The 25,649-nt window shown below is 64.9% G+C and carries 21 protein-coding genes; 18 read left to right on the forward strand and 3 right to left on the reverse strand.

Features of this window, described 5'->3' with window-relative positions:
• Nucleotides 1–164: 164 nt before the first annotated feature.
• The 18 genes from plsY (at nucleotide 165) to H5T74_06875 (ending at nucleotide 19,505) form a co-directional block, all read left to right on the forward strand.
• Entirely contained in the window at nucleotides 165–803 is a 639-nt protein-coding gene (plsY, locus tag H5T74_06790) for a glycerol-3-phosphate 1-O-acyltransferase PlsY (GenBank protein ID MBC7230081.1), read from the forward strand.
• A complete protein-coding gene (locus H5T74_06795; GenBank protein ID MBC7230082.1) occupies nucleotides 800–1,801 on the forward strand; it encodes an NAD(P)-dependent glycerol-3-phosphate dehydrogenase in 1,002 nt (333 codons plus the stop codon). The genes plsY and H5T74_06795 overlap by 4 nt, the downstream gene beginning before the upstream one ends.
• A gap of 480 nt (nucleotides 1,802–2,281) precedes the next feature.
• The gene (locus H5T74_06800) at nucleotides 2,282–2,956 is read left to right on the forward strand and encodes an LmeA family phospholipid-binding protein (GenBank protein MBC7230083.1); all 675 of its coding nucleotides are present in this window, start codon (nucleotides 2,282–2,284) and stop codon (nucleotides 2,954–2,956) included.
• A gap of 199 nt (nucleotides 2,957–3,155) precedes the next feature.
• The gene (gene nrdR, locus H5T74_06805) at nucleotides 3,156–3,653 is read left to right on the forward strand and encodes a transcriptional repressor NrdR (GenBank protein ID MBC7230084.1); all 498 of its coding nucleotides are present in this window, start codon (nucleotides 3,156–3,158) and stop codon (nucleotides 3,651–3,653) included.
• A complete protein-coding gene (locus tag H5T74_06810) occupies nucleotides 3,650–8,161 on the forward strand; it encodes a hypothetical protein (GenBank protein ID MBC7230085.1) in 4,512 nt (1,503 codons plus the stop codon). Before nrdR ends, H5T74_06810 begins: the two co-directional genes overlap by 4 nt.
• Complete coding sequence (locus H5T74_06815) at nucleotides 8,136–8,381, forward strand: hypothetical protein (GenBank protein ID MBC7230086.1); 246 nt, start codon at nucleotides 8,136–8,138, stop codon at nucleotides 8,379–8,381. The genes H5T74_06810 and H5T74_06815 overlap by 26 nt, the downstream gene beginning before the upstream one ends.
• Before the next feature lie 8 nt (nucleotides 8,382–8,389).
• Nucleotides 8,390–9,112: an anaerobic ribonucleoside-triphosphate reductase activating protein gene (locus H5T74_06820; GenBank protein ID MBC7230087.1), complete on the forward strand. Its 723-nt coding sequence runs from the start codon at nucleotides 8,390–8,392 to the stop codon at nucleotides 9,110–9,112.
• Between the two features lie 9 nt (nucleotides 9,113–9,121).
• Complete coding sequence (locus tag H5T74_06825) at nucleotides 9,122–9,568, forward strand: NUDIX hydrolase (protein MBC7230088.1); 447 nt, start codon at nucleotides 9,122–9,124, stop codon at nucleotides 9,566–9,568.
• 1 nt (nucleotide 9,569) lies between these two features.
• Nucleotides 9,570–10,211 (forward strand): DUF3786 domain-containing protein, encoded by a 642-nt coding sequence (locus H5T74_06830; protein MBC7230089.1) that lies wholly within the window; start codon nucleotides 9,570–9,572, stop codon nucleotides 10,209–10,211.
• A gap of 238 nt (nucleotides 10,212–10,449) precedes the next feature.
• Nucleotides 10,450–11,013 (forward strand): PadR family transcriptional regulator, encoded by a 564-nt coding sequence (locus tag H5T74_06835; protein ID MBC7230090.1) that lies wholly within the window; start codon nucleotides 10,450–10,452, stop codon nucleotides 11,011–11,013.
• 105 nt (nucleotides 11,014–11,118) lie between these two features.
• Entirely contained in the window at nucleotides 11,119–11,760 is a 642-nt protein-coding gene (locus H5T74_06840; protein MBC7230091.1) for a TetR/AcrR family transcriptional regulator, read from the forward strand.
• A 643-nt stretch (nucleotides 11,761–12,403) separates the two neighbouring features.
• On the forward strand, nucleotides 12,404–12,856 hold the full coding sequence (locus H5T74_06845; GenBank protein MBC7230092.1) for a PaaI family thioesterase: 453 nt from the start codon (nucleotides 12,404–12,406) through the stop codon (nucleotides 12,854–12,856).
• 356 nt (nucleotides 12,857–13,212) lie between these two features.
• The gene (locus H5T74_06850; GenBank protein ID MBC7230093.1) at nucleotides 13,213–13,971 is read left to right on the forward strand and encodes a 3-oxoacyl-ACP reductase FabG; all 759 of its coding nucleotides are present in this window, start codon (nucleotides 13,213–13,215) and stop codon (nucleotides 13,969–13,971) included.
• Between the two features lie 418 nt (nucleotides 13,972–14,389).
• Nucleotides 14,390–15,526, forward strand: coding sequence for an acyl-CoA dehydrogenase family protein (locus H5T74_06855; protein MBC7230094.1), 1,137 nt, complete (start codon nucleotides 14,390–14,392; stop codon nucleotides 15,524–15,526).
• A gap of 38 nt (nucleotides 15,527–15,564) precedes the next feature.
• A complete protein-coding gene (locus H5T74_06860) occupies nucleotides 15,565–17,238 on the forward strand; it encodes a methylmalonyl-CoA mutase (protein MBC7230095.1) in 1,674 nt (557 codons plus the stop codon).
• Between the two features lie 13 nt (nucleotides 17,239–17,251).
• Nucleotides 17,252–17,659, forward strand: a complete 408-nt coding sequence (locus tag H5T74_06865) for a cobalamin B12-binding domain-containing protein (GenBank protein ID MBC7230096.1) — start codon at nucleotides 17,252–17,254, stop codon at nucleotides 17,657–17,659.
• 149 nt (nucleotides 17,660–17,808) lie between these two features.
• Nucleotides 17,809–19,083: a hypothetical protein gene (locus H5T74_06870; GenBank protein ID MBC7230097.1), complete on the forward strand. Its 1,275-nt coding sequence runs from the start codon at nucleotides 17,809–17,811 to the stop codon at nucleotides 19,081–19,083.
• A gap of 5 nt (nucleotides 19,084–19,088) precedes the next feature.
• A complete protein-coding gene (locus H5T74_06875) occupies nucleotides 19,089–19,505 on the forward strand; it encodes a Zn-ribbon domain-containing OB-fold protein (protein MBC7230098.1) in 417 nt (138 codons plus the stop codon).
• A 618-nt stretch (nucleotides 19,506–20,123) separates the two neighbouring features.
• On the opposite strand, the gene H5T74_06880 is transcribed toward H5T74_06875, so the two are convergent.
• The 3 genes from H5T74_06880 to H5T74_06890 form a co-directional block, all read right to left on the reverse strand.
• Nucleotides 20,124–21,185 (reverse strand): hypothetical protein, encoded by a 1,062-nt coding sequence (locus tag H5T74_06880; GenBank protein MBC7230099.1) that lies wholly within the window; start codon nucleotides 21,183–21,185, stop codon nucleotides 20,124–20,126.
• Between the two features lie 621 nt (nucleotides 21,186–21,806).
• On the reverse strand, nucleotides 21,807–23,528 hold the full coding sequence (locus tag H5T74_06885; protein MBC7230100.1) for an AMP-binding protein: 1,722 nt from the start codon (nucleotides 23,526–23,528) through the stop codon (nucleotides 21,807–21,809).
• A gap of 1,100 nt (nucleotides 23,529–24,628) precedes the next feature.
• Nucleotides 24,629–25,387: a glycerophosphodiester phosphodiesterase gene (locus H5T74_06890; protein MBC7230101.1), complete on the reverse strand. Its 759-nt coding sequence runs from the start codon at nucleotides 25,385–25,387 to the stop codon at nucleotides 24,629–24,631.
• Between the last annotated feature and the right edge of the window lie 262 nt (nucleotides 25,388–25,649).

Consider the following 25,649-nt stretch of genomic DNA (forward strand, 5'->3'; position numbering starts at 1 on the left):
TGTGTTATATTCAGCATATTCCTCGCATCCCGCGCCGTGCTTCCGCGGGAAGGAGTTTCCTCCCGGCGGGATGGCGGCGCGGAGACGGAGGATGACGCCCTTTCGTTTTACGGTCGCGCCGCGCGGCGGGGACTCGGCGGCCTTGCGTGATGGGAGACGGTGCCATGGCATTGCGGGCGGTGTTGTGGATCGCGGCGAGCTACCTCCTCGGCTCCATACCCTTCGGCCTGGTGGTCTCCAGGCTGAAATTCCACCGGGACCTGCGCGAGCTGGGCTCGGGAAACATAGGCGCCACCAACGTGCTGCGCAACTTCGGCGCCCGCGCCTTCGTGGCGGTGATGATCATGGACATGGCCAAGGGGGTAGCGGCGGTGGCCGTAGGAAGGGCGCTGGGCTTGGGCCCCAGCCTCTCGCTGGCGGCCGGGCTGGCCTCCATCGTGGGTCACAACTGGAGCCTCTATCTGCGCTTCAGGGGGGGCAAGGGGATCGCCACCAGCGGAGGGGTGATCATCGCCGCCTACCCCTGGCAGGTGTCGGTGGCGGTGGTGGGGATGTTCCTTCTCATGGTGCTGCTCTCGCGCATCATGTCCGTGGGATCGATATGCGCGGCGGCGGCCTTTCCCCTTTCCACCTTCCTGGTGCTGCGCTCCCACCTCTCCGCCTACTGGCCCCACCTGGCGGTGTCCTGCCTGGCGGCGGCCTTCGCCCTCTACAAGCACCGCGAGAACATGGCCCGCCTGGCGAGGGGCGAGGAGCCGAGGGTGAGGCTGAGGAGGTCGCGGGGGGAGGAGGCCGGGGCATGAGGATCGCGGTGGTGGGAGCGGGGAGCTGGGGGACGGCCATGTCCGCCCACCTCCGCCTCTCGGGCCACGAGGTGAAGGTGTGGGCACGGGAGCCGGAGGTGGTGGAGGGCATCAACCGCGATGGCCGCAACCCCTTCTACCTGAGCGACGTGGAATTGCCGGAGGGCATCGGGGCCAGCGGGGATCTCGAGGAGGCGCTGCGCGGCGCAGAGACGGTGGTGATGGCCGTCCCCTCGCGCTGGACGCGCGAGACGTCGCGGGCGGCGGCGCCCTATGTGCCCCCGGAAGCGGCGGTGCTCAACCTCGCCAAGGGTTTCGACTACGAGACCGCCCGGCGCCTCTCCGAGACCATCGCGGAGGAGTTGGGGCGCGACGAGGGCCGGGGGGTGGCGGTGCTCTCCGGCCCCAACCACGCCGAGGAGGTGGCGAGGAAGGTGCCCAGCGCCACGGTCATCGCCTCCGGAGACCCCGCGCTCTCCCGCTCCCTGCAGAAGGCCTTCAACTCCCCGTACTTTCGGGTCTACACCAACCCCGACGTCATCGGCGTGGAGGTGGGGGGAGCCTTCAAGAACGTCATCGCCATCGCCGCGGGGGTGCTGGACGGACTGGGCCTGGGGGACAACACCAAGGCCAGCCTGATAACGCGCGGCCTGGCCGAGATGGCCCGCTTCGGCAACGCCATGGGCGCCAACCCCAAGACCTTCTCCGGGCTCTCCGGCATCGGGGACCTCATCGTCACCTGCATCAGCCGCCACTCCCGCAACCGCGGCTTCGGCGAGAGGCTGGGGAAGGGCGATAAACCGGGCCGCATCCTGGCCGAATCCAGGATGGTGGTGGAGGGGGTGTTCGCCACCCGCACGGTGGCCGTGCTGGCCGGAGAACTCGGCGTGGAGCTGCCCATAGCAGACGCCGTGCGGGCCGTGATAGAGGAGGAGGCGACCCCGGCCGAGATGCTGGAGCGGCTCATGACCCGCCGCCTGCGCGAGGAAACGGAATAAACCATGGGGTCAGCCCCGGACATGGGACATTTAATCAAGAACATACCATGGGGTCAGCCCCGGACACGGGACGAATCTCGTTTGCGGACCGGAGCCCGATGCGGAATCGGATATGGCGCCGCCATGCGATAAACGTATGCGCGGCATCACCCGCGAACGTCCCCGATGGAGCGTTCCGCGCATCGCCGCGGCCCGGCGGAATCCCAAAACACCCTTTCCCCGTGTAAGCCCCGGTCACGGCGTTGCGGCGGTAAAGGACGCCCTCCCCGGCTTGAGGCAACCGCCCTATAGCCGTCGGTTGTCAATCCGGCCTTAACCCCCCTCGCCCTCCATCCTCTCGCCCTCCAAAAACGACAGGAGAACCCCTCTCGAGGAGGGCCGTGAACGCCGAGGTGTCCCTGCCAGTGGGAGGGAAGGGGCGGCACGGAGGAAATGTCATTGCCGGTGTGTAAGATTTCCCTGCTTGATGAGGAGGTTGCATTGCGCAGGATCCTTTTTACGCTTGCCGTCCTGATCGCCCTGCTGCTGGCGGTGGAGGTAGGGTTGACCATGTTCAGCCAGCGTGGCCTTGCGCTGGCCCTGCGCGGCCGTTACGGCCTCCCCCGGGACCTGGAGGCCAGGATAAGCTCCTTCCCCCTATTGGTGAGCCTGGCGCGCAATCACCTCGCCGAGCTGCAGCTGTCCTGGAGCGGCACGCTGACCATGGTCCACGACGGCAGCGAAGAAGAGATCCCGTGCTCGGGGTCAGCGAGGTTATACGACATAGAGTTGGACCTCTCCTCGCTGCTGATGGGGAAGCTGGAGCTGAGGAGCATCTCCCGCCTGGAGGCCGCTCTTTCCCTCGACAGGGAGGCGGTGGCGAGGATGCTCGGGAGGGGTAAGGACGAGGTGACCTTAGAGGAAGGGAGGGTCTGCCTCCTGGAGGGCGGCGCGAAGCGTAAACTGAGGGTCAAGGTCGTGGATGAGAACGCCGTAGCCCTGGAAGAATCGGCACCATCCACCGGAGGTTCAGGTTCAGGAAATGCATATCGACCATCCGTTTACACCTTCGACTTTAACGCGATCCCCCTGGAGGCGGAGTTCAGAACGGCCAGCGTAACGGGGGAGCGCCTGCGTATAGAGATCTCTATACCCATGTGGGAGGGTTATCTGTGATGTCTTCAGGATTGATGAAAAAGACCCATGTTTTGATACCTCTATGACAGGTTAACCCTCATGGTATCGACTTATGGTAAAGAGTGAGAAGGAATTGAAGGGGTTTTAAGCGAATAACCTTGACAGAACAATATTTAGTGGTTTATGATTTTGGTAAAACACAATATGTTGTGTTTACCGTTTGGGGAGGGGATAGAACATGAAATGCCCCTTTTGCGGTTTCCCGGACAGCAAGGTGATCGACTCGCGAAGCGCGGACGGCGGTCAAGTGATCAGGCGCCGCAGGGCCTGCAAGGGTTGCGGAAAGAGGTTCACCACCTTTGAGCGCTTCGAGCAGTTTCCCGTGGCGGTAATCAAGCGAAGCGGAGACAAAGAGCCCTACCGCAAGGAGAAGATACTGGTGGGACTGCGCAAGGCCTTCGAGAAAAGGCCTGTGACCAGCCAGCAGATAGAGGACCTGGCGACGGAGATAGAGGCAGAGCTGAGGTCGGAGGGAAAGAGCGAGATACCTTCCAGCGCCATCGGCATGGCGGTGCTGCGGAAGCTGAAGGAGGTGGACGAGGTGGCGTACTTGAGGTTCGCCTCCGTGTACAAGGAGTTCAAGGATCTGAGCGAGTTCCAGAGCGAGCTGGGGCAGCTCCTGGAGAAAAAGAGCGCAAGTGAGCGTGGGTGCGCGGAAAGGGGGGAACTGAGTTGACGGCGGCAAGCAATATAAGGGTTCTGAAGAGGAGGGAGAGGGCGGAGGACGCCACGGATATCGCCCTTCTGGTGAGCACCTCCTCCAAGGAGGAGATAAACCTCTGGGACAAGAGCAAGATCGTGGATTCTTTAATCCTGGAGACGGACGCCAGCCCGGAGCTCGCCCGGCTCATCGCGGACCGGGTGGAGCAGCGGATCGTGGAGGGACACATGAACACCGTGACCACCTCCATAATCCGCGAGCTGGTGGACCTTGAGCTCCTGGAGCGAGGGCTGGGCACCATGCATAAGCGTCACTCCCACCTCGGCCTCCCCATGTACGACGTGGAGCAGATCATCACCAGCGCCAACAAGGAGAACAGCAACACCACCCACAACCCGGAGTCCATCAACCTCACCCTGGCGGAGGCCATCCTCAAGGAGTTCGCGCTGCGCAAGGTCTTCTCGGAGGATATCGCCCGCGCCCACATGGTGGGCGACATCCACCTCCACGACCTCGGATTCATCATCCGGCCCTATTCCTATCTCGGCGACACCGTGATCCACTGGCGCGTCAAGGGCTCGCCCCTGGTGTTCACCACCACCATGGAGCAGCTCTATCACCTCCTGGGAGGCGAGACCCGTCCCGAGCCCACGGTAAGGGTGAAATATCCCTCGCGGCTGGAGATCCTCGACCGCGGGGGCAACTGGACGGAGATCAGGCGGGTGGTCAAGAAGGACCGCCTGGGCAAGCAGATGATCTTCCTGGCCACCTCGGACGGAAAGCGCATCGTGGTGACCCACGACCACCCGGTGATCACCACCGACGACGTCAAGCCCGCTTCCCTGGTGCGTCCGGGGGACGAGGTGGAGACCATCGAGGTGGGGGAGGGCCGCGAGAGGGGTATGGAGGAGCTCGACATCGCCCACCTCCTGGAGGCCGGCGCGGTGACCCTCAAGTTCCGCTTCAATGCCGAGGACATGGTGCTGGCGCACCAGAGGATGAACGAGCTGGTGGCCGGCGCAGCGCGCGCCTCCCGCCCCTCGGGCACCGCGCGGGGGACGCGCCCCGCGGTGAACCGCGCGCGGGTGGTGATGGCGGAGCCGGTGGAGGTCCTGGACGTCTACATATACGACGTCACCACCGCAAGCGGCACCCTCATCGCCGACGGCATCTATTCCCATAACTGCGGGGGGCACAGCCTGGACTACATCAAGAAGTACGGCATCTCCCTGCCCAACATCACCAGCACCTCCAGGCCGGCCAAGCACCCCGAGGTGCTCATCGGGCACATGGTGAAGATGGCCTCCACCCTGCAGTCCCACTACGCCGGGGCCATAGGGTGGGAGGCGGTGAACATGTTCTTCGCCCCCTATCTCGTGGGACTGGGGTATGACCGCATCAAGCAGCTGGCCCAGATGCTCATATATGAATTCAACCAGCTCGCCGGGGCCAGAGGGTCGCTGCGCGCGGACGAGAAGATCTTCGTTTACGACCGCCTGAAGCAGAGCGTAGAGCTGGTGGAGATCGGGCCGTTCGTGGAGTCTTTCACCGGAACAGAGGGCGAGGCCACCGCACCCGTAGAGGGCGACCGCTACTACGCGGTCAGCTTCGACCACCGCACCGGGAAGACCCGGCTCGCGCGCATCTACGCGGCCATAAGGCATGAGAACAAACACCGTATCGTCGAGGTCACCACGGGGCAGGGACAGGCGGTCAAGGTGACCGACAACCACTCCCTCTTCGCCTTCGACGAGCGCGGAGAGGTGGTAAAGGCCCTCCCGCGGGAAAACCCGGAAACGGTGCTCACGCCCGCCGTCATCGATATCGACTCCGTGCCGGGGACCATCGATGTGCTGTCCCTGCTGGCGGACAGCGGCGGCGTGGAGGAAGACGGCAAGGTGTTCATAGTTGCAAGGGGCCGCAGCAGGCTGGGCATCGACCGCCGCCTGGCGGTTACGCCGGAGTTGGCGCGCTTGCTGGGTTACTATGTCGCGGAGGGCAGCCTGGGATCCCAGGTGCGCCTGCATCTCTACGAGCGCGCCCTGGAGGCGGACGCCGTGGCCTGCGTGGAGCGGGTCTTCGGGATATCCTGCACCGTCAGCGACGGCACCTGCCATTTCGGGGGCAAGGCGCACGTCGCGCTCTTCGAGGCCCTTTGCGGCAGGGGAGCGGAGAACAAGCGCATCCCCGCCGCCGTCCTGCTGGGGGACGAGGAGGTGGTGCGTGAGTTTCTGGCCGCCTACCTCTCCGGGGACGGTTATGTATCGCGCAACCGCATCGGTTGCAGCACGGTATCGGATATCCTCAAATCCCATCTCTGGTTCGCCTTCACCCGCCTCGGCGCCACGCCAAGCATGAGGACGGACAGTCTCGAGCCGCCGACCATCGGCGGGGCGGAGATAGGGAAGGCGGCCCGGAGGCACGTGCTGGCCATCGGCAGGCAGCACCTGGACCGGGTGTACTTCGCCCATCCACGCAAGGAGAGCGAGCGGTTAAGGCTGATCGCTTCGGAAAGCGGAGCCCACGGCCTGCGGAGCCGTTCATACCGACACCTGGAGCCGCTGATCGAGGAAACGCTGGGGAACCGCGTCTGGTCGGAAAAGATCGGCCGGCTCACCCCGAAAAAGATAGCGGAGCTGCGTGACGAGGTGGAGAGGCGTCAGGCCGGCGTCGATATACGGCTGCTCGAGCAGCTCTACGGCCAGGACCTCACGGAGCTCTGTCGGAGGTACGTAGAGGATGCGGGGCTCCCCCACAGCACGGCAAGAGGCCTGCTGCGTGAGTTGGAGGGCGGCAGCGTCCCGGTGCACAGCTGCCACCTGAGGCCGGATGCGGTGCTGGAGGGAACGGAGTACGGCGGGGTGGAGATGCGCGGGGTGTTCGACTCCCAGTATCTTCCGCGCGCCCTGGAGGAAAAGGAAGAGGAGGAGGGCGGAGGCCGATTCATCGAGGCCCGGCAACTGGACTCGAATTTCAACATGCTCAAAGGGGGGCTGGAGCTGGCGCTGGAACAGCACCGCCGTCTCTCGGAACTGAGCCTTGCGCTGGAGCGCAGCGAGAACCTCCTCCCGGCCTCCGTGCGCTCCATCGAGGAGATCGAGGGCCAGCCCTACGTCTACGATATCGGGGTGGAGGAGACGGAGAACTTCCTCACCGGCGACGGCATCTTCGCCCACAACAGCCAGGTGGTGTTCACCGACTTCAACCTCTACTGGAACGTGCCGCGCCATTTCCGCGACACCCCGGCCATCGGGCCGGGCGGAGAGTACACCGGCAAGACCTACAAGGATTACGAGAAGGAGGCCCAGACCTTCCTCAAGGCGCTCTTCGAGGTCTACCTGGAGGGGGACGCCATGGGCAAGACCTTCGTGTTCCCCAAGCCCCTGCTGCACATCAACGAGGACTTCTTCCGCACCGAGGGCCACGAGGAGTTCCTGGACCTGGCGTGCAAAGTCGCCTCGCGACAGGGCATCACCTATTTCGTGTTCGACCGCGGGGACGAGATAACCGTCTCCCAGTGCTGCAGGCTCAAGTTGAGGCTCAAGGAGCAGGACCTGCAGGAGACCATGACCCCGGAGCGGATGCGCTTCTCGGCCCTCCAGAACATCACCATCAACCTCCCGCGCATCGCCTACAAGGCCAACGGCTCGGACGAGGTGCTGTTCCACGAGCTGGAGAAGGCCATGCAGATGGTGGCCAAGGCCCATCTTCAGAAAAAGGAGTTCATCTCCAGCCTTATGGCCCTGGGCATAAAGGGCCCGCTCTCGGTGCTCTGCGACGACAAGGACGGCGAGCCTTACCTACGCCTCGACCGCCTCACCTACCTGGCGGGGCTCCTGGGGCTCAACGAGATGGTGCAGTACCACACGGGCATGGAGCTACACCAGTCCCAGGAGGCCCTGAAGTTCGGGCTCAAGGTGGTGGCGCATATGAACCTCACCTGCAAGCGCCTCTCCGAGGAGTACGGCATCAACATGGTGCTGGAGGAATCCCCGGCGGAGTCCAGCGGCTACCGCCTCGCCAAGCTGGACATGAAGTACTATCCCGCCCAGGCCATGCAGGTGCTCAAGGGGGATATCGAGCGCGACGAGTTCTACTACACCAACAGCGTCCACCTCAACGTGGAGGCGGACATCGACTACATCGAACGGGTGCAGAAGCAGAGCCTCTTCCACCCCCTCATCGAGGCGGGGGCCATCTGCCATATATGGCTGGGAGAGCACGAGCCGGATCCCGCGTCCATAAAGAACTTCGTCATCAAGACCTTCCGCAACACCCATTCCTCCCAGATCGCCTTCTCGCCGGAGTTCACGGTGTGCAACGACTGCCGGCGCACCCACCGCGGCCTCCACCAGGCATGCCCGCACTGCGGGTCGGAGGACGTTTACGGCATCACGCGCATCGTGGGCTATTTCTCCAAGATAACCACCTGGAACAAGGGCAAGGTGGGGGAGCTCAAGGACAGGGTCCGCACGAGCCTGAAAGGAGGTATGGAGGGTGCAGCATCTGAAGGTGTTCGTTAAGCAGGACTGCAACAAGTGTCCGGCCGCCAAGGAGATCGCCGGTCGTTTTCCCCGCACGGAGATATACGACATCGAGGAAGTGGACGGGCTGGCGGAGGCGGCGTTCTACAGCGTGCTCTGCACGCCCTCCATCATCGTGGTCGACGACAGCGGGCGCGAGGTGCATGCCTGGCGCTGCGAGGTGCCCTCGCCGCGCGACGTGGCGGAGCACCTGAACTGAGGGGCGAGATGTCCGCCTTCCAGCGCGTCAGGGGCCTTCAGCCCGCCAGCATGATCGACTGGCCGGGGAAGCTGTGCAGCGTGATCTTTCTGGGCGGGTGCAATTTCCGCTGCCCCTACTGCCACAACCCGGAACTGGTGGAGGAAAAGGATAGCGGGGAGGCGCTGGTATGGGGTGAGGTGCTCCGCTTCCTACAGGGCCGCAGGGGGTGGATTGACGGCGTCGCCATCACCGGAGGGGAGCCCTGCATCCACGCCGACCTGCCGCTCATGTGCGCGGAGCTACGCTCCCTGGGTTTCGCGGTGAGGATCGATACCAATGGGTCGCGGCCCCAGGTCTTGCGGAACATGCTGCAGGGCGGCGTCCTGGACGCGGTGGCCATGGACCTGAAGACCTCCCTGGAGCGCTACCCCGGGGTGGTGAGGCGCCCCGTGGACCCCGCGGCAATCCGCGCCTCCGCGGAGGCCATCCTGGAGTGCGGGCTGGAGCACGAGTTCCGCTGCACGGTGGTCCCCGGCCTGGTGGGGTTCGAGGACCTTGAGGAGCTGGCGCGCATGATCAGGGGGGCGTCCTCCCTGGTGCTGCAGCAGTTCCGTCCCCAGGTCACCCTCGATCCGGAGTACAGGGGCGCCCGAGGGTACGAGGACGAGGTGCTGGCGCGTTGGGCGGAGATGCTCTCGGAGTACGTCCCCACCAGGGTCAGGGGCCTGGTGGGGATGCGGGCTTCGTGAGGTCCGGGGTTGGAGAGGCTCCCTCGCCTGCGCGTCGCGGCGGCGGTGACGCGCGAGGGCAGGCTGCTCCTGGTCAGACACCGCAAAGGGGAAGAGGAGTATTACCTCCTTCCCGGGGGAGGAGTAAAGTGGGGTGAGAGCATGACGGAGGCGCTGCATCGGGAGGTGCGCGAGGAGACCGGTCTGGAGGTGCAGGCCGGGCGCCTTCTCTGCGTGAGCGAGACCCTGTACCCGGACGGCTCCCGGCATATCGTCAACCTGGTGTTCAGGGGAGTTGAAAGGGGAGGGGAGCTGAGGCCCTCGTCGGATCCTCGGGTGGAGGGATGCGCCTTCGTGGAGCTGGACGAACTGGCGGAGTTGAGGTTCTACCCCCCCATGGCGGCTTTTCTGCAGCGCGCCTGCGCGCCCGGCTACCGCGGAGGGGGCATCTACCTGGGAGCCATGTGGAGGGATTGACTTGGAAAAGGATGGTAGCGGAGCCTCGCAGCGCGACCCCTTCGCCGATCCCAGCGCCCTGCTGAGGGAGGGCGACCCGGCGGATATCGCGGAGCGCACGGGAGTGCCCTTTCGGGACGGCGCGTTCAGGCTCTCCTTCCTGCGCTGGGAGCTCTCCGTCACCCACCCCGAGCTCGCATTCAGCGCTCCCAGGTTCCTGGACACCTATGTGGTCAGGCTGCTGGCCTTCCTCTATCTGGCAAAGGCCAGGGCGGGCCCCCTGGCCAGCCGCTGGATCCCCTACCGCGAGCTCAAAGACGGCCTCTTCTACTCCAAGAGCTTCGCGGAGACGGTGGAGGAGAAGCTCTGCCGCAGGTTCGGCGAGGACCTGGAGGGCATGGCCGCCGCCTGCGAAGCCCTGGGCGGCAGGAGGGTGGACCAGGGTGACCTGGGGTTGGTCCTCAACACCCTGCCGCGCCTTCCCCTCCTCATCATCGCCTGGAAGGGAGACGAGGAGTTCCCCCCCAACCTCCGCATCCTCTTCGACGCCTCGGCCACCGACTACCTCAACGCCTTCGAGCTGCGCATGCTCTGCGGGGAGGTGAGCAGCCGCATCATAGCCGTGGCCGACGGCAGGCTGGAGCTGCCTCCTCCGGAAGAATAGGGCGGGGGCCGCTCTGGCGTAGCCGCGTCTCCATGCCGGTCAGGGGACCGAGAGGCAGGCACCACGGATGGCGGCGGTATGCACAGGCGTGCGTTTAAAAGTAGAGATGGAGGAGGAGGAGGAGGAGGAGAGCGCGTACCCGCGAAGAGGTCCCCTGAAGCGGATGGCGGAAAGTATTTCATCTCCCTGTCCATATAGTCTATAATAAACTAGTTAATAATAAAACAAGGGGAGTGTGATGGCGACCTCGAGGACGGCGGCCATGATCCTCGGCCTGCTGGCGGAGGGAGAGAGGCACGGCTACGAGCTGCTGCGGGAGATGGAGGAACGTGGGCTGCTGCGTTGGACCCGCGCCAGCCGGGTCTCCGTGTACAAGAACCTCGCCCGCCTCGAGGAGGAGGGCTGCCTGGTATCCTGGCGAGAGAAAGACGGCAACCTGCCGGAGAGGATCGTCTACGGCATAACCGCGGAGGGAGAGCGCAGGCTCAAGGAGATGCTCTACGACCTCTGCTCCTCCCGCGAGCCGCTGCGCATGGACTACGCGGTGGGCGCGGCCTTCCTGGAACGCCTGGAGGCGGGAGAGGCGCGGGAAGCCCTGGAGGCGAGGAGGGAGTTCCTGCGGGGGCAGATCAAGCGCCTGGCGCGGGAGAGGGAGATGCTGGCGGGCCTGGACGATGAGGTCCTGCAGTCCATAAGGGAGCGCGAGATAGGGGCATACCGCGAGGAACTGCGCTGGCTGGACCGCCTTGAGGCATCCCTTGGCGGGAGGGCGGGAAAACGGCCCAGGGGGGCAGGGAGGTGAACCGCGCCCGTTGCCTCGTCGCCGGAAACCGGGCGGAGAGAGATTCGTGATCGGACGCCGCAGCTGTTATCATAAAGGTGGTGCAGGAGGCGCAGAGGAGTCCTTTTGAGCAAAGACGAGAGGGCCAGGAAGATACTGGACGAGGCGGAACGGCTCGCCTTCGAGGTCGGATATCGGCGTTTCAACATGGATGACCTCTCCCAGAGGCTGCGCATCAGCAAAAAGACCATCTACGAGGCCTTTTCCTCCAAGGACGAGCTCTTCACCACCGCCCTCAACCGCCGGGCGGGAAAGATCCTGCGGCGCGTGCAGGAGATCGTGGACCTCCGCGCCGACGCCATGACCAAGCTCTACCTCATGAGCAAGCACGTGGTCGATGAGGTCTCGCACATCAAGCCTTCCTTGGTCAAGGAGGTGGAGACCTATTTCCCCGACGTCTTCGACGTCTACGGGGATTTCTACCGCAAGATCGTCGCGGGCCTCACCGCCATCATCGAGGAGGGGGTGAGGAACGGTGAGTTCCGCACCGACGTGAACCCGGTGGTCTTCGCCTACATGGTGCAGGGCATAGTGGACCTCTCCAGCAGTCCCTATCTGCTCATCGAGAGCGGGTTGAGCCTGGACGAGGTCTACACCGCCTTCATGAAGATCCTCATGGAGGGCATCGTGAAAAAGAACGGGACGGCGGAGGCGCGGAAGGAGGATGGCGAGAAGTCACGCGGCGTTTCCTCCTGCGGAACCGCCTGAGCGGGGGGCGGATCAGGCGGAGCGGAACGGGAGGGGGAGCGAAGGCGAAAGGTCCGCCGGCGAGGCGGGAGACGCCTGCAGGAAGCCGCTTCCAGCCCGTATGTCTCCCGCGCGCGCAGGCGCGGAACGCGGCACGTGAGGGCCGTATTCGCCCGCGCGGCGTAGGTGGGGTGCAGCGAGAGAGGGTATGGGGACAGAAGAAGGCGGCAAAGCCGCGGTCCCGCGTCTTCCCCCGGCGCACCCGGGAAAAGAGTGCCCTTGAGTCCGCTCCCGGCGCCGTACGGGAATGGGCGGCGGAAATATGGAGGGTTCAGGGTTGCAAGGGGCGTAAAAACTGATAAACTGTATTCAGTTTTTTAGTTTCCACGTTAAAGCCGAATTGTCAGGATATCAGAAAAGACGGCGGGGGGTTTTCGAACGGCGCGGTACCACCGAAGGGCATCCGCGGCGGAGGCGGAAGGCGGGCCGGTGGGGGACGGGCTTCGGAGACGCGATATACAAACGAAGGACCCCCGCGGTGACCTCCGGAAGCATCCGCGGCGGAGGCGGAAGGCGGGCCGGTGGGGGTTTGTCGGGAAAACGATACGGGGAAGAGCACAAGGGTTGGAGCTAAGCTTATACGAGGAACGAGGTCAGGACCTCTATGGACGTACGATCGAAGATCGAAGATGTGACCCCGGGAGTGCGCGGGATCATCGCCGCCGACCCCTATGCGGCGCGCATCGGAGCCGAGCTGAAGGAGATAAGACCGGGCTGGGCCAGGGTGTCCATGCGCCTGGACGAGGCACATCTCAACTTCATGGGCATGGTGCACGGAGGAGTGATGTTCTCCCTGGCCGACGTGGCCTTCGGGGCGGCGGCCAACTCCTTCGGCACCAGGGCGATGGCCTTGACGGTGAACGTTGATTTCCTGGCCGCTCCCGAGGTGACGGGGGAGATGACGGCCGAGGTGGAGCTGGTCACCAGGGCGGGAAAGATGGGCTATTACCGCATGGTGGTCACCGACGCCCGGGGCACGGTGGTGGCTAAGTGCCAGGGTTGGGCCTACCATACCGGCAAGCCCCTGCGAGACGAGGGGGAGGGGAACGGCCGGTGAACCGGGCCGGGGAGGTCCGGACCCTCGAAAGAGACCGGGGGTTGCCGGAGGCATTAACTCCCCTGACGGGGGAAGACAGTCCGGCAGGGGGAAAGACGTCCGGGGGTAGAGAGGGGACGGTCGGACCGGGAACTCATCTCCGCGCACCGCGGCCGGAGGGGATCACGGCGGAGGAGAGTATCCTGCCGGCACTGAGCCCGGCGGAGCGGCATAAAGAAGGCGGAGTCGCGGCCTGACCACGACGCGGCGCGGGATGGTGCAGGGGTTACGGCCATAGGGAAAGAGTTTTCAGGGGAGCCCGCGTCCCGGGCACCCCATGGCGAGTCGGCTTCAGATGGCGAGTGGAAGGAGTGCCTATGTCTCTGGAGGGAAAGGTCGCGCTGGTGACGGGCGGTTCCGGAGGGCTCGGCAGGGTACACGGCCTGGTGCTGGCGGAGCACGGGGCGGACGTGGCCCTGGTCTACAACCGCAACGAGGCCAAGGCCGCCGAGGTGGTGAAGGAGATCGAGGAAAAGGGGCGCAGGGCCTTGGCGGTGAAGATGGACCTCGCGGACGAGGAGTCCATCGTGCAGGGCGTGAAGAAGGTGGAGAGCGAGCTGGGGGGAGTGGACATCCTGGTCAACAACGCCGCGGCGGGGATCGTGCGCGCCATCACCATCACCGATATGAGCAAGGAGGACTGGGACGCCGACGTGGCGGTGAACCTCACCGCACCTTTCCTGCTCATCAAGGCGGTGTTCCCCGGCATGGCCGAGCGGGGCTGGGGGCGCATCATCAACGTCTCCTCGGTCACGGGGACCATGGGAGGCTTCGGGCAGTGCAGCTACGCCGCCACCAAGGCGGGGCTCATCGGGCTGACCAAGACGGTGGCCCTGGAGGGAGCGCGCAAGAACATCACCTGCAACGCGGTGGTGCTGGGGGTGTTCGACGCGGGCAGCTTCTACGACGTGGCGGAGCCCTTCCGCGAGCGCATCATCAAGCGCGTGGCCATGCGCCGCTCCGGCGATCCCCGCGAGCTCTCCGAGGTCATCGCCTTCCTGGCCTCGGAGGAGGCCAGTTTCCTAACCGGTGAGGCCATCGAGGTGAGCGGGGGGATCAGCCTCTTCACCTTCTAGGGGCCCGTTTTACATGCCTGCCGTGCTCGGCGTGGAAAGATGGGCGTGATGAGGCAGGCCGGGCGAGCGGCAGCGGAAAGGAGACGCAGGCGACGGGGACGGGGCGCGGGCCGCAGGGCGACATGTCGGCGGAGTTCACGGAACGTGCTCGAGGCGGTGCGCAGGCCGTGAAAGTGATGGCAGAAGATGGTAAGAGGACCGCAGGGCCGGCCTGTGAACGGTACAGAGATGGGGCGACTGCGGACGCCGGCATGGGGGCAGCATGCGGGCACTCCGAAGGCCGGACCGTGAGGCGGGAAATGAGATCGGAACGGGACCGGTAAGGCCCCATGCGGCTCCCGGGAACACGGCCGGAAAGGCCGGGGAGAGGGCGCAAAGAACACGGATGGGATTCTCTCGAGGGAACGGAGGAAGCGAGATGGGATTCATACTCAAGCCGGAGCACGAGGCACTGCGCGGCGAGATCCGCCGCCTGGCGGAGGAGAAGATAGCGCCCCGCGCGGCGGAGATAGACCGCAGCGGGGAATACCCCTGGGACATCCAGAAGCTGCTGGCCTCCCAGGGACTGCTGGGGTACGCCATCCCCGAGGAATACGGCGGGTCCGGGGCCGACCTGCTCTCCTGCTGCATCGTGGGCGAGGAGCTGGCCCGGGTCTGCGCCAACTCCTCCCTCATCTTCGTGGTGCAAAAACTGGCCGCCTACCCCATCATCATCGCGGGCTCCGAGGAGACCAAGCGCAAGTACCTCCCCGACGTGGCCTCGGGGGAGAAGCTGGCGGCCTTCTGCCTCACGGAGAGGGACTCGGGGTCCGATGCCGGCGCCACCAAGACCACGGCGCGCCGGGAGGGCGACCGCTACGTCATCAACGGTCAGAAGTGCTTCATCACCAACGGTGGGCTGGCCAAGGTGCACTCGGTGTTCTGCATGACCGACCCTGAGAAGGGTTACCGGGGGATAAGCGCCTTCTGCGTGGGCGACGAGCCCGGGATATCCGTGGGCAAGATCGAGGACAAGATGGGCATGCGGGGGGCCCAGGTGGCGGAGCTCATCTTCGAGGACTGCGTGGTCCCGGCGGAGAACCGCCTGGGAGAGGAGGGGACGGGCTTCGTGACCGCCATGAAGACCCTGGACAACTCCCGTCCCCTGGTGGGGGCGCAGGCCCTGGGAATCGCCCAGGGAGCCCTGGAGGCCGCGGTGTCCTGGGCGAGGGAACGCAAGGCCTTCGGGAAGCCCATCGGCACCCTGCAGGGGGTGGGGTTCATGCTCGCGGACATGGCCACGGAGGTGGAGGCGGCGCGCCTACTGGTATATGAGGCCGCGGCCCTCGCCGACGCCGGCGCCCCCGACCTCAGCATCTATTCCGCCATGTCCAAGATGAAGGCCTCCGACGTGGCCATGCGCGTGACCACCGACGCCGTACAGGTCATGGGGGGCTACGGGTACATGCGTGACCATCCCGTGGAGCGCATGATGCGCGACGCCAAGGTCACGCAGATCTACGAGGGCACCAACCAGGTGCAGAGGCTGGTGATATCGCGTGCCCTGCTGAAATAGAGAAGTCGCATCCGATACTTTCGCGGGAGGTGCTGGAGATGGCGGAGATGGAGGAGATACGCAGGGGCCTCGAGGAATGGCGAGAGGCCAAGAAAGAGTGGCCGGAACGCAGGGAGGAGTTCAGGACCGACGCCGGGATCCCGGTGAAGGACCTCTACACGCCGCTGGACACGGAGGGCATAGACTACCTCAGGGACATAGGGTTTCCGGGCCAGCCTCCATACACCCGCGGCGTTTACCCCACCATGTACCGCGGCAGGTACTGGACCATCCGCATGTTCAGCGGCCACGGCACGCCCGAGGAGACCAACGACCGCTGGCGCATGCTCTACGAGGAGGGGGAGACGGGCTTCTCGGCGGCGGTGGATTCCCTCACCTTCTCGGGAGTGGACCCAGACCAGGAGGTGCACGGCGCCGCCCACGAGGTGGGCAAGGAGGGGGTGCCGCTCTATTCCATCCGCGGGGTGGAGGCCCTGGTGGAAGACCTTCCCATCGACCGCATGAGCGTCGCCCTGGTGGTGGAGCCCATGACCTCGGCGGCGGTGACCTCCATGTACTTCAACGTGGCCAAGGAGCGCGGGCTGCGCAAGGAACAGCTGGCGGGGACCACCCAGAACGACATCCTCACCATGACCATCGGGTACATCCCTTGGGGCTCGCTGCGGCCCGCCGACCTCCTCAAGCTGGCCTGCGACCTCATCGAGTACTGCACGGCCATGAAGGAGGCGCCGCGCTGGAACCCCATCAACTTCACCACCTACAACTACCGCGAGGGGGGCATCGACGCGGTGCAGGAGATCGGCATGGGGCTGGCCAACGCCGTGGCCCACATCGAAGAGCTGCTCCGCCGCGGCTGGAAGATCGACGATTTCGTGCACCGCCTGGCCTTCCACCTCTCCGCCCACCGCGATTTCTTCGAGGAGATCGCCAAGTACCGCGCCGCCCGCAAGCTCTGGTACCGTCTCATGAAGGAGCGCTACAAGCCCGAGAACCCGGAGGCCTACCGCTTCCGCTTCCACGTGCAGACGGCGGGATGTTCCCTCACCGCCCAGCAGCCCATGGTGAACATCATCCGCACCGCCTACCAGGCCCTGGAGGCGGTGCTGGGGGGCACGCAGTCCCTGCATACCAACTCCTACGACGAGGCCATCTGCCTGCCCTGCGAGGAGTCGGTGCGCCTGGCGGTGCGCACCCAGGAGCTCATCCAGGAGGAGACGGGGGTGGCCAACGTGGTGGACCCCCTGGCGGGCTCCTATTACGTGGAAGCCCTCACCCGCGAGCTGGAGGAGAGGATCTGGGACTACTTCCTGCGCATCGAGGAGATGGGGGGAGTGGTGGAGGCCCTCAATACCGGATGGCTCTTCAACGAGATGAGCAAGGCCTTCAACAAGCGCCGCCGCGACCAAGAGTCGGGCGAGGAGCGCATCATCGGCGTGAACTGCTACGTCATGGAGGGCGAGGAGCCTACCCCGCCCTTCCGCACCAACCCTCGCGCGGCGGAGATCGAGAAGGAGCGCCTGCGCGCCCTGCGGGCGGAGCGAGACGATCGCAGAGTGGCGGCCCTCCTCGACCAACTTCGGGGGGTGTGCGAGCGCCGGGAGAACGTCCTGCCGGTGGTGAGCGAGCTCACCGCCGCCGGAGCTACCCTGGGGGAGATCACCGGGGTATATCGAGAGGTCTGGGGCATCTGGCAGCTGCCCTTCGTGGCCTGAGAGGAGGGCGGAGATGGAAAAGAAGACCAGGGTGCTGCTCTTCAAGCCCGGTCTCGACGGCCACTGGCGGGGCATCATGACCGTATCCAAGGCCCTCTCCGAGGCGGGCATGGAGACCATCTTCTTCGGTTTCAAGACCGTGGAGGGGGTGGTGGAGGCGGCCATCCAGGAGGACGTGGACGTCATCGGCTTCTCGGTGCATTCAGGCGCTCACCTGGAGTGGGCGAGGGAGCTGGTGCGGGAGCTGGACGAAAAGGGAGTGCGCGGAGATTTCCTCCTCCTCATCGGGGGGGTCTTCCCCGAGCAGGACCACGCGGAACTCATGGAGATAGGCATAGACGGCGTCTTCGGACCCGGTACGGTGACTGCGGACATCGTGAAGTTCATCGAGGAGAACCTCAAGCGCAGGGTCTCGGGGTGAGACCGGGCCGCGCGGGCGGCGTGACGGGGGGCGGAAGGAAGGGAACGCCGGGTCCCGCGCCCGCGGGAGAGGGAAGGCGGCAGAGGTCCGCGGCCGCCGGAGGACATGGGAACTCGGTACCCGGAAGTCGGATTCGGCAAGGAGGTCGGGTGATGTCGGGCAGCAGCAGGAGAAGGATCGGAAGGGGAGTGGCCATCGTCGGCGCGGGCATGTCCAACTTCGGCATGTTCCCCGACAGGGACTCCAAGGACCTGTTCGCCGAGGCCTTCAGCGAGATGTTGGCCAGCGTGGACAAGGGGTTCGACCCCGCGGACATCCAGGCGGCGTGGATCGGCAACTTCAGCAACGACTTCTTCGTGCACCAGGCGCACTGGGGGCCGATCATCGCCGACCTCACGGGCATCGTGCCCCGGGCGGTGACCAGGACGGAGGGGGCCTGTGCCTCCAGCACCCTGGCCATGCGTGACGGCCTCATGGCCATCGCCTCGGGCATGTACGACATCGTGCTGGCGGGCGGGGTGGAGGAGATGTCCAAGTGCACCACCGAGGAGGTGACGGAGGGGCTGGCCCTGGCCACCTCGCCCTACGAGGGAGAGGCGGGCTACACCTTCCCCGGGGTCTTCGGGGCCCTGGCCACCGCCTACTTCCACAAGTACGGCGCGGGGCGCGAGCACCTCATGAACATCACCATCAAGAGCCACGAGAACGCCCCCCTCAACCCTAAGGGCCAGTTCAAGCAGACCATCCGCGACCTCATGGAGGCGAGGAAGGCCAGGGCGGCCAAGAAGGGCGAGCCGGTGCCCGACTGGGCGGACGAAAAGGAGGCCCTCTTCGACCCCCGCTTCAACCCCCCGGTGGCCTGGCCCATGCACCTCTTCGACTGCTGTCCCATCTCCGACGGCGCGAGCTGCATCCTCATGGTCGCCGAGGAGCTCGCCAAGAGCTTCACCGACAACCCCATCTACATCGTGGGGTTCGGCCAGGGCAGCGGGAGGGGGCTGCACGCCTGCCCCAGCCTCACCTCCTTCGAGGCCAACAAGCAGGCGGCGGCGGAGGCCTACGGCATGTCCGGGCTCACCCCCAAAGACGTGCAGTTCGCTGAGGTGCACGACTGCTTCAGCATCGCGGAGCTCATCCACATCGAGGACCTGGGCTTCTTCCCGGAGGGCGAGGGCTACAAGGCCATCGCCGAGGGCGAGACGCGCCGGGAGGGCCGCATGCCCATCAACACCTCAGGGGGCCTCAAGTGCAAGGGGCACCCGGTGGGGGCCACGGGCACGGCCCAGATGTACGAGGTCTGGAAGCAGTTGAGGGGAGAGGCTGGGGAGCGCCAGATCCCGGGCCGGGACCTCTATATCGGGGCCACCCAGAACCTGGGAGGCACCGGAGGCACCTGCACCTTCACCATCTTCGAGAGGAGGTAGGGAAAATGGAGGAGAGGCCTTTCAGCGACATCTCATACCGCAAGTTCCTCGAGGAGGAGAAGTTCATGGGCTCGCGCTGCCGCAAGTGCGGTCAGATATACGTGCCCCCGCGCCGCTTCTGCCTGGAGTGCCGTTCGGAGGACATGGAGTGGCACGAGATGAAGGGGGAGGGGGAGCTGGCCGCCTTCACCTGCATCTCCATCGGGCCGTCCTTCATGATCGAGGAGGGGTACGACCGCAAGAACCCCTACTGCACGGGGGTGGTGACCCTGGTGGAGGGGCCGCGCATGGTGGCGCGTATCGAGGGCGTGGACGCGCGCAATCCCGAGTCCATCAAGATCGGGACGCCCATGAAGGTGGAGTTCCTGCACCGCGGGGAAGGGGACAAGGCCCGAACCTTTCTGGCTTTTCGTCCCGCCTGAGGCGCGGAGGAGCCGACGGTGAGGCCCGGGGTCCGTGTCGGCATGGACCCGGGCTTCTCTTTCCTGTCCGCCATGTCCGTCGAGTGCCCAGTTGCCGGGGCCTGGCGGCGATCTCGCAGGCGATTCTCGCGGGCAGGGGAGAATGCGCCGCCGCCGGGGTCCCGGTCTCCGTTCCGTCGCCGGTCCGTGCCGCCGGAAGGAGGCCGGCGTCGGTCCGAAGACGACACGTCTTCCGCCATGGACGCCTGCGGATGCGGCGGGGCATGTAGACGGGAGGAACAAGGGCGATGTGCGGCTCACCCGCCTCGAGGCATCCCGCTGAGAGCCCGGCAGGACCCGAGTGACAAGACAGATTCGCGTAGTCCTCGAAGGGCAGCGAAGGGCCGAGACTTTGAAGGCCTCGCAGGACCCGAAAGCCAAGACGGGGACACGCGCCCGTACATGTGCGCGGGTCTCCCGACCGCAGCATTGATAATAGTTAATATGTAACTAGTACATAATAAACTATAATATATAGCATTTGGGCCCGATATCGAGAGAGCCGGCCGTTTTGCGCCGAGCGCCGTCCATACGCCCGCCGGGACGCAAAAGGGCTTCCGCCGCGGATGCTTGCAGGCTTTATGGAGCCCGGGATGCGCTGATCTCTACCCGCAGGGTGCCGTCCTTTTCGCGCTGGTAGGCACATTCCGAGCTCATGCCCGTCAAGACGTCGTAGATGCCCTGCATGATGCCCGCAACCAGCAGGGGAGGGATGGCGTTCTCCACAACCGCCCTGATGCCCTTGCGGGTGAGGTTGAACTCCACCAGGTTGCCCATGCCCCGCAGGGCGATCTGGCGCGTGAGGTAGTCGGGGCTCTGTTCCACCTCCCGGCGGTGCAGTATGTCGGCGACGTACTGGCGCTGCGCCTCCACGATGTGGTGGCCGAGGTCCTCGCCCAGCTCCGCCTCCAGCTCCCGGAACACGGAGTCGATGTCCTCCGCGCCCAGCACCGCCATATGCCTTCCCGTTGCGGGGTCGGTGATGGTGCCGGCCTCCAGGTCCCACCTGAAACGGGCTATATCCTCCGGGATGCCGCAGGCGGGGCAGAGGTCGTAGGAGAGCTTGCCGGGCTTGCGGGGGATGACCACGCGCACCAGGCGCGAGGCGATCTCCTCTTCCACCTCCGGCCCCGGGGTCACGGTGATGAGGTGTCCGCCGTCCTTCTCCTCGATGTGGAGCTGCGCGGGCAGCCCCTCCACGCGGTTGAACACCGCCGCGAGGTCGCCGCAGAAGAGGGTCTCCGAATAGATGTTCCTCCCGAAGACCTTTATGTATTCGCCCGCCTTGAAGTCCACCAGCTCGTAATGCCCGTAGCCGAGCAGCGCTCCCCGGGCGGAGATGGTCTCGTAGACCTTGCGGCGCAGGAAGGCCTTGATCACGGCCAGCTTAAACCCCGAGAACATCCCCTCCAGATAATGGTAGGTGGACTTGCGCTTGCCCTCGATGGCGATGCGGTCCACGGACACTCCCAGCAGAGACTCCAGGTTGGCGAGCAGCCTCTTCATCCCCTCCGCCTCGTAAAAGATCACGCGGTGGTCGGGGTTCCTGGTCTGGGTGATGGTCCCGTCGGGATTCCAGGAGTTCTCGCGCGAGAACTCTTTGGGCACCCCGCACCTGGGGCATCTCCTGGCACCGGACATCTCTCCCTCCCTTGATCGAGCTTCCGCCAGTTAATGAACATAACCTATATGTTTGTCTGTATATGTTATATCGATACCTTTATTCATATACTTCGTCCCCTGGCCCCGAATCCCTTAAACGGCCGCGCCATTTCCCGTCCGTTCCCGAACCGTGCGCGATGCCGCATTTGAGCGGGGCATTCGGCATGCGCGGAGGCGCGTCTTTGTCCGCCCGGCCCTCGGAGCCCGTGTTCATGAATCCGGTCTCCGCGCGCTCACCGCGGGCGCGAGGGAACGATGCGGGCTCGAAGCCATCCGCGCCCCTTTTGCCGATGATCGTCAGATCGCATGAAGAGCTTGGGAGGGAACATCGATCGCAGACCCTTTTTTGTGCGGCGGCTTTGCTGCGGCGTTCAACCGCGCGGAAAGACGGCCCTAGGGGCTGCATATGAGGAGGGAGGTTCCTTCATGGCGAGGGATTTTACGGCCACCCCTGCTTGGCGACGCCCCTCCGCCAACTGTGGACCTCCTCCCCGCAGGCGATATCCGCGAGAACGACCCCTGTCGCCGCGCACGTAGCGAGATAACCGGGGTGGAGATACATACCGCCGATAATGTATCTTATGTTAAGTTACTGTATTTCTATAGCTCTAACGACTGGGCCTGTTCCCTGAGCTCGCGCCGCAGGATCTTCCCCGCCCCGCTTGCCGGAAGCGCCTCCACGATCTTCACCATGCGTATCTTCTTGTACGCCGCCAGCTTGCCGTTGGCGTATTCCAGTAGCTCATCCTCGCTGGCCGATGCACCGGGCCTGAGCTCCACGAAGGCTATGGGGATGTCTCCTGAGCGCTCGTCGTACTTTCCCACCACCGCCGACTGTGCCACCGCGGGATGGGAGTTGAGGACCTCCTCCAGGTCGCGGGGATATACGTTGTATCCCTTGTAGATGAGCATGTCCTTCTTGCGGTCCACGATATAGACGTAGCCGTCCTCGTCGAACTTTCCGATGTCCCCGGTGTACAACCAGCCGTCCCTCAGCACCTCCGCCGTCTCCTGGGGCTTTCTCCAGTAGCCCTTCATCACTTGGGGGCCCTTGATGCATATCTCGCCTATCTCCCCCACCGGCATCTCCGCCTCGCCCTTCTCGGGGTCCACGATCTTTATCTCCGTGTCCTGCATGGGCAGGCCCACGGAGCCGAGGCGGAACCCCTCGCGGGAGGGCGGGTTGGCGCAGCAGCCCATGGTGCACTCCGAGAGCCCGTAGGCCTCGCAGATCACCCCGGGGATCTTCTCCATGAGGGTCTCCAGGAGGTGGTGCGGGATGGGGGCCGCCCCCGAGGCCACCAGGCGGATGTCCGACATGTCGATCTCCGCGAAGAGGGGATGCTCCACCAAGGGCACGAAGAGCTGGGGGGCTCCCCCGAAGACGGTGGCGCGGAACTTGTTGATGGCCTGCAGGTATTCCGCGGGCTCGAAGCGGGGAAAGACCACCAGGGTGTTGCCCCCGAGCAGCTGCATGGTGAGGTAGCCGATGGCCCCCATGGCGTGGAACCACGGCACCACGATGAGGGAGATCTCCGCCGCGCGGCGGGCTGGGTGGTCCTCATCCCGGTCTCCCTCCTCGCGCTTCACAAGGAACTTGCCGTCCTCGTAGAGGACGTCCCCGCCCCCGAACCAGTAGGCGAACTGGCAGCAGTTGACCACCGCGTTGTAATGGGTGATCATCACCCCTTTCGGGGTTCCCGTGGTGCCCCCCGTGTAAGCGATGTGCGCAAGGTCCTCCCGGACGTCGAACTCCACCTGCGGCGGCTCGGGAGGGTAGTCGGCGACCAGGGACACGAAATCAATGGCCCCCTCGGGAACCGGCTGCTTCTGCAGCATCTTCACGGGGGCGGAGAGCGGCGGGTAGCAGTCGGCCAGGCTCACGATGACGGTGCGCTTCACCGGCGATCTGGGGATCACCTGCTGCGGCACGCCGAAGAGCAGATCCAGGCCGATGAAGGTCTCCACCTCGGCGTCGTTGAGCTGGAAATCTATCTCGCGCTCCGCCAGTAGCGGGCTCATGGGGACGAAGATGGCCCCCGCCTTGAGCAACCCGTAATAGGCGATGGCGAACTGGGGGCAGTTCGGGAGATGGACGGCCACGCGATCCCCCTTCTTCACCCCCAGGGAGACCAGGGCGTTGGCGAAGCGGTCCGAGAGGGCATCCAGCTCCTGGAAGGTGATCTCCATACCCCCGAAGACGATGGCGTTGCGCCACGGCCACTGTAAGGCCGCCGAACGAAGGATCTGGAACACCGGGACCTCGGGATAAGTGAGGGTCTTCGGCACTCCTTTGGGCCAGCACTTGTAGTTCTTCTCCATGACATCCCTCCCTTTCGTCATCGCCTTACGTTGCGGCCCTGTCGCCGCGGGATGCTGAGCGGCCGGCCGGGGAAAAATGGATGACATAAAGGAGCGCAATGCGCTTCCGCTGCTCTTTGCCGTGCCGTGATGTCGTGGTGCGGTCGTTCTCTCTACCCCTGCCGGCCCTCACGCTGACGGTGGGGCCTATGGGTATGATAACCCATAGGTGGGTGTGCCGTAAAACGCCGCTTTGATCTTCCTGCGGCATCCCCGCAAGGCGTCTTGGGAGTTGTCCCCTTTTCCCCGGCACCTCACCCGCGCGAGACCACCCTCCCGACCCCGCAGCCCCTGAAGGCCGACTCCACCTCGCCTCCACCTGAGGTGCTTTCCCCATCATGGGATCGAGAGACCCTCGCTCAAGCGCCTCTCCCCTCCCTCCGCGGCATGCGCCTCCCGCGTCGCCCTCTCGCCCTCGCAAGAAGCGCCCCTCGCGGCCTCAGCCTTCTCCCCCTCTCGCGGCGAGCGGCTCCACCGCCCCCGTACCGGTCCGGATCGACAAGCCCCATGGCCGCATGCTGCCTGCGGGCCTGTCTCCCCACCGTCTTTTTTCAGACCGCTTCTCCCGTGTCTCCAGGCCCCCCTGCGATGAAGCGCGCCCTTTCCGCGTTAAGCAATACTACCAAAAAGTACTCAGCAGAGCCTGAAAAGCCCTTTTTCTAATACCAAAGACCGATACAAAAGCCCGGTTTTCTGCCCGACAATACGAACTGGACTGATAAAAAAGTCCAACGCCCCACCCGGAAAGCAGCTGGCTCCCAAGGTCGGCTGCTTCCACCTTTGTAGGGGCTTTTCCCCGATGGGGGTCGGTATCCTTACGCTTCGGACACATCGATATCCCGGAAAGAGACCCTGTTTCGCTGCAACCAAAGGCCGTAGGCCCTATCCCACTTACAGACGAGCCGCGACCATCGTGCCTTCGAATAACGATTCCATATCTACACCCGGTAAAGGTGCTCTCGCTCCTCACAGGCGGCGTGGTGCGAAATGGCGAGCCTGCAGGTCGTGACATGTTTGAGACCCCGGGCTCGGCGTGTGGTCAATGCGGGTGCGGTTCGATCTCACCGCCGTTTACGGTCGCGGGGGTCCTCCGCCTCGCCGCCTTTGCCGGAAAGGGGCCCGGAAGCGAGGCGGTCGTGGAAGGTCGCGTAGCGGTCGGTGATCACCCCGTCGCAGCCGGCCATGACCAGATCGCGCAGGGATTCAAGGGTGTTGACCGTCCAGGGGATGACCCGAAGGCCGGCGGCGTGCGCTTCCCCGACCAGCTCATCGTCCGTCGCCATGCTTACGGGCAGCAGCACCGCGGCTCCGCAGCCCGCCGCCTCGCGCAGCATGCGTTCATGCCCGATCTCGAACTGGCTAAGCAGGCCCAGCTCGGCGTCGACGCCGGTGGCGCGGAAGGAGCGCAGGAAATCCCCGTCAAAGGAGCTGATGAGCAGATAGGGAAAGTGAGGCGCGCCCTTGAGCTCTCGCGCAAGGATCCCCGGGTCGCATCGCTTGATCTCCAGGTTGAGGGAGCACCTTCCCCCCGCCACCTCCAGGTATTCACGCAGGGTGGGCACGTGGGGGGCGCGTTCCCTTATCTCCCGCATGTCCATGCGGGCCGCCAGGCCGAGGCCAAGGAAGGGGCCGTGAAGGATGACGGGCACGCCGTCCCTGGACATGCGCACGTCGGTCTCCAACATCTCCACGCCGTGATCGAGGGCTGCCTCCAATGCCTCCAGGGTGTTCTCGGGCCCAAAGCCCCTGCCTCCCCGGTGGACGATAAGGAGGAACTCTCTGCGCTCGACGCGACCGTCCTCGCTGATCTCGATGATCATCCGACAACCTCTCTCCTATCTCCGCTCTATGGTTCGGCATCGGAGGCCTCCCCTTTGAGTTTTCATGACACACCCGCCGCAGGCGGATCTCAGGCGAGCTGTTTTCTTTCTCCGTACTCCCCCGGGGGGCGCTGTTTGAGGTCAACCGGGTTTTTCTCTTCGGCGACAATAAGAATTCCCGTCCTATAAAGCCTTTTATAAGGACCTTTTATAAGGACATGGAGCCCTTCTTCGTATCACCTTCATCCCCGCCTTGAATCCC

The sequence above is a fragment of the Actinomycetota bacterium genome (assembly GCA_014360645.1).
Lineage (GTDB): Bacteria > Actinomycetota > Geothermincolia > Geothermincolales > RBG-13-55-18 > Solincola_B.

Bases quoted from the DNA above. Each gene is read 5' to 3' on its own strand.
- H5T74_06890 (MBC7230101.1), bottom strand. From the start codon at position 25,387: ATGATCATCGAGATCAGCGAGGACGGTCGCGTCGAGCGCAGAGAGTTC.
- H5T74_06845 (MBC7230092.1), top strand. From the start codon at position 12,404: ATGGACGTACGATCGAAGATCGAAGATGTGACCCCGGGAGTGCGCGGG.
- H5T74_06795 (MBC7230082.1), top strand. From the start codon at position 800: ATGAGGATCGCGGTGGTGGGAGCGGGGAGCTGGGGGACGGCCATGTCC.
- H5T74_06835 (MBC7230090.1), top strand. From the start codon at position 10,450: ATGGCGACCTCGAGGACGGCGGCCATGATCCTCGGCCTGCTGGCGGAG.
- H5T74_06860 (MBC7230095.1), top strand. From the start codon at position 15,565: ATGGCGGAGATGGAGGAGATACGCAGGGGCCTCGAGGAATGGCGAGAG.
- H5T74_06880 (MBC7230099.1), bottom strand. From the start codon at position 21,185: ATGTCCGGTGCCAGGAGATGCCCCAGGTGCGGGGTGCCCAAAGAGTTC.
- H5T74_06865 (MBC7230096.1), top strand. From the start codon at position 17,252: ATGGAAAAGAAGACCAGGGTGCTGCTCTTCAAGCCCGGTCTCGACGGC.
- nrdR (MBC7230084.1), top strand. From the start codon at position 3,156: ATGAAATGCCCCTTTTGCGGTTTCCCGGACAGCAAGGTGATCGACTCG.
- H5T74_06885 (MBC7230100.1), bottom strand. From the start codon at position 23,528: ATGGAGAAGAACTACAAGTGCTGGCCCAAAGGAGTGCCGAAGACCCTC.
- H5T74_06850 (MBC7230093.1), top strand. From the start codon at position 13,213: ATGTCTCTGGAGGGAAAGGTCGCGCTGGTGACGGGCGGTTCCGGAGGG.
- H5T74_06855 (MBC7230094.1), top strand. From the start codon at position 14,390: ATGGGATTCATACTCAAGCCGGAGCACGAGGCACTGCGCGGCGAGATC.
- plsY (MBC7230081.1), top strand. From the start codon at position 165: ATGGCATTGCGGGCGGTGTTGTGGATCGCGGCGAGCTACCTCCTCGGC.
- H5T74_06820 (MBC7230087.1), top strand. From the start codon at position 8,390: ATGTCCGCCTTCCAGCGCGTCAGGGGCCTTCAGCCCGCCAGCATGATC.
- H5T74_06875 (MBC7230098.1), top strand. From the start codon at position 19,089: ATGGAGGAGAGGCCTTTCAGCGACATCTCATACCGCAAGTTCCTCGAG.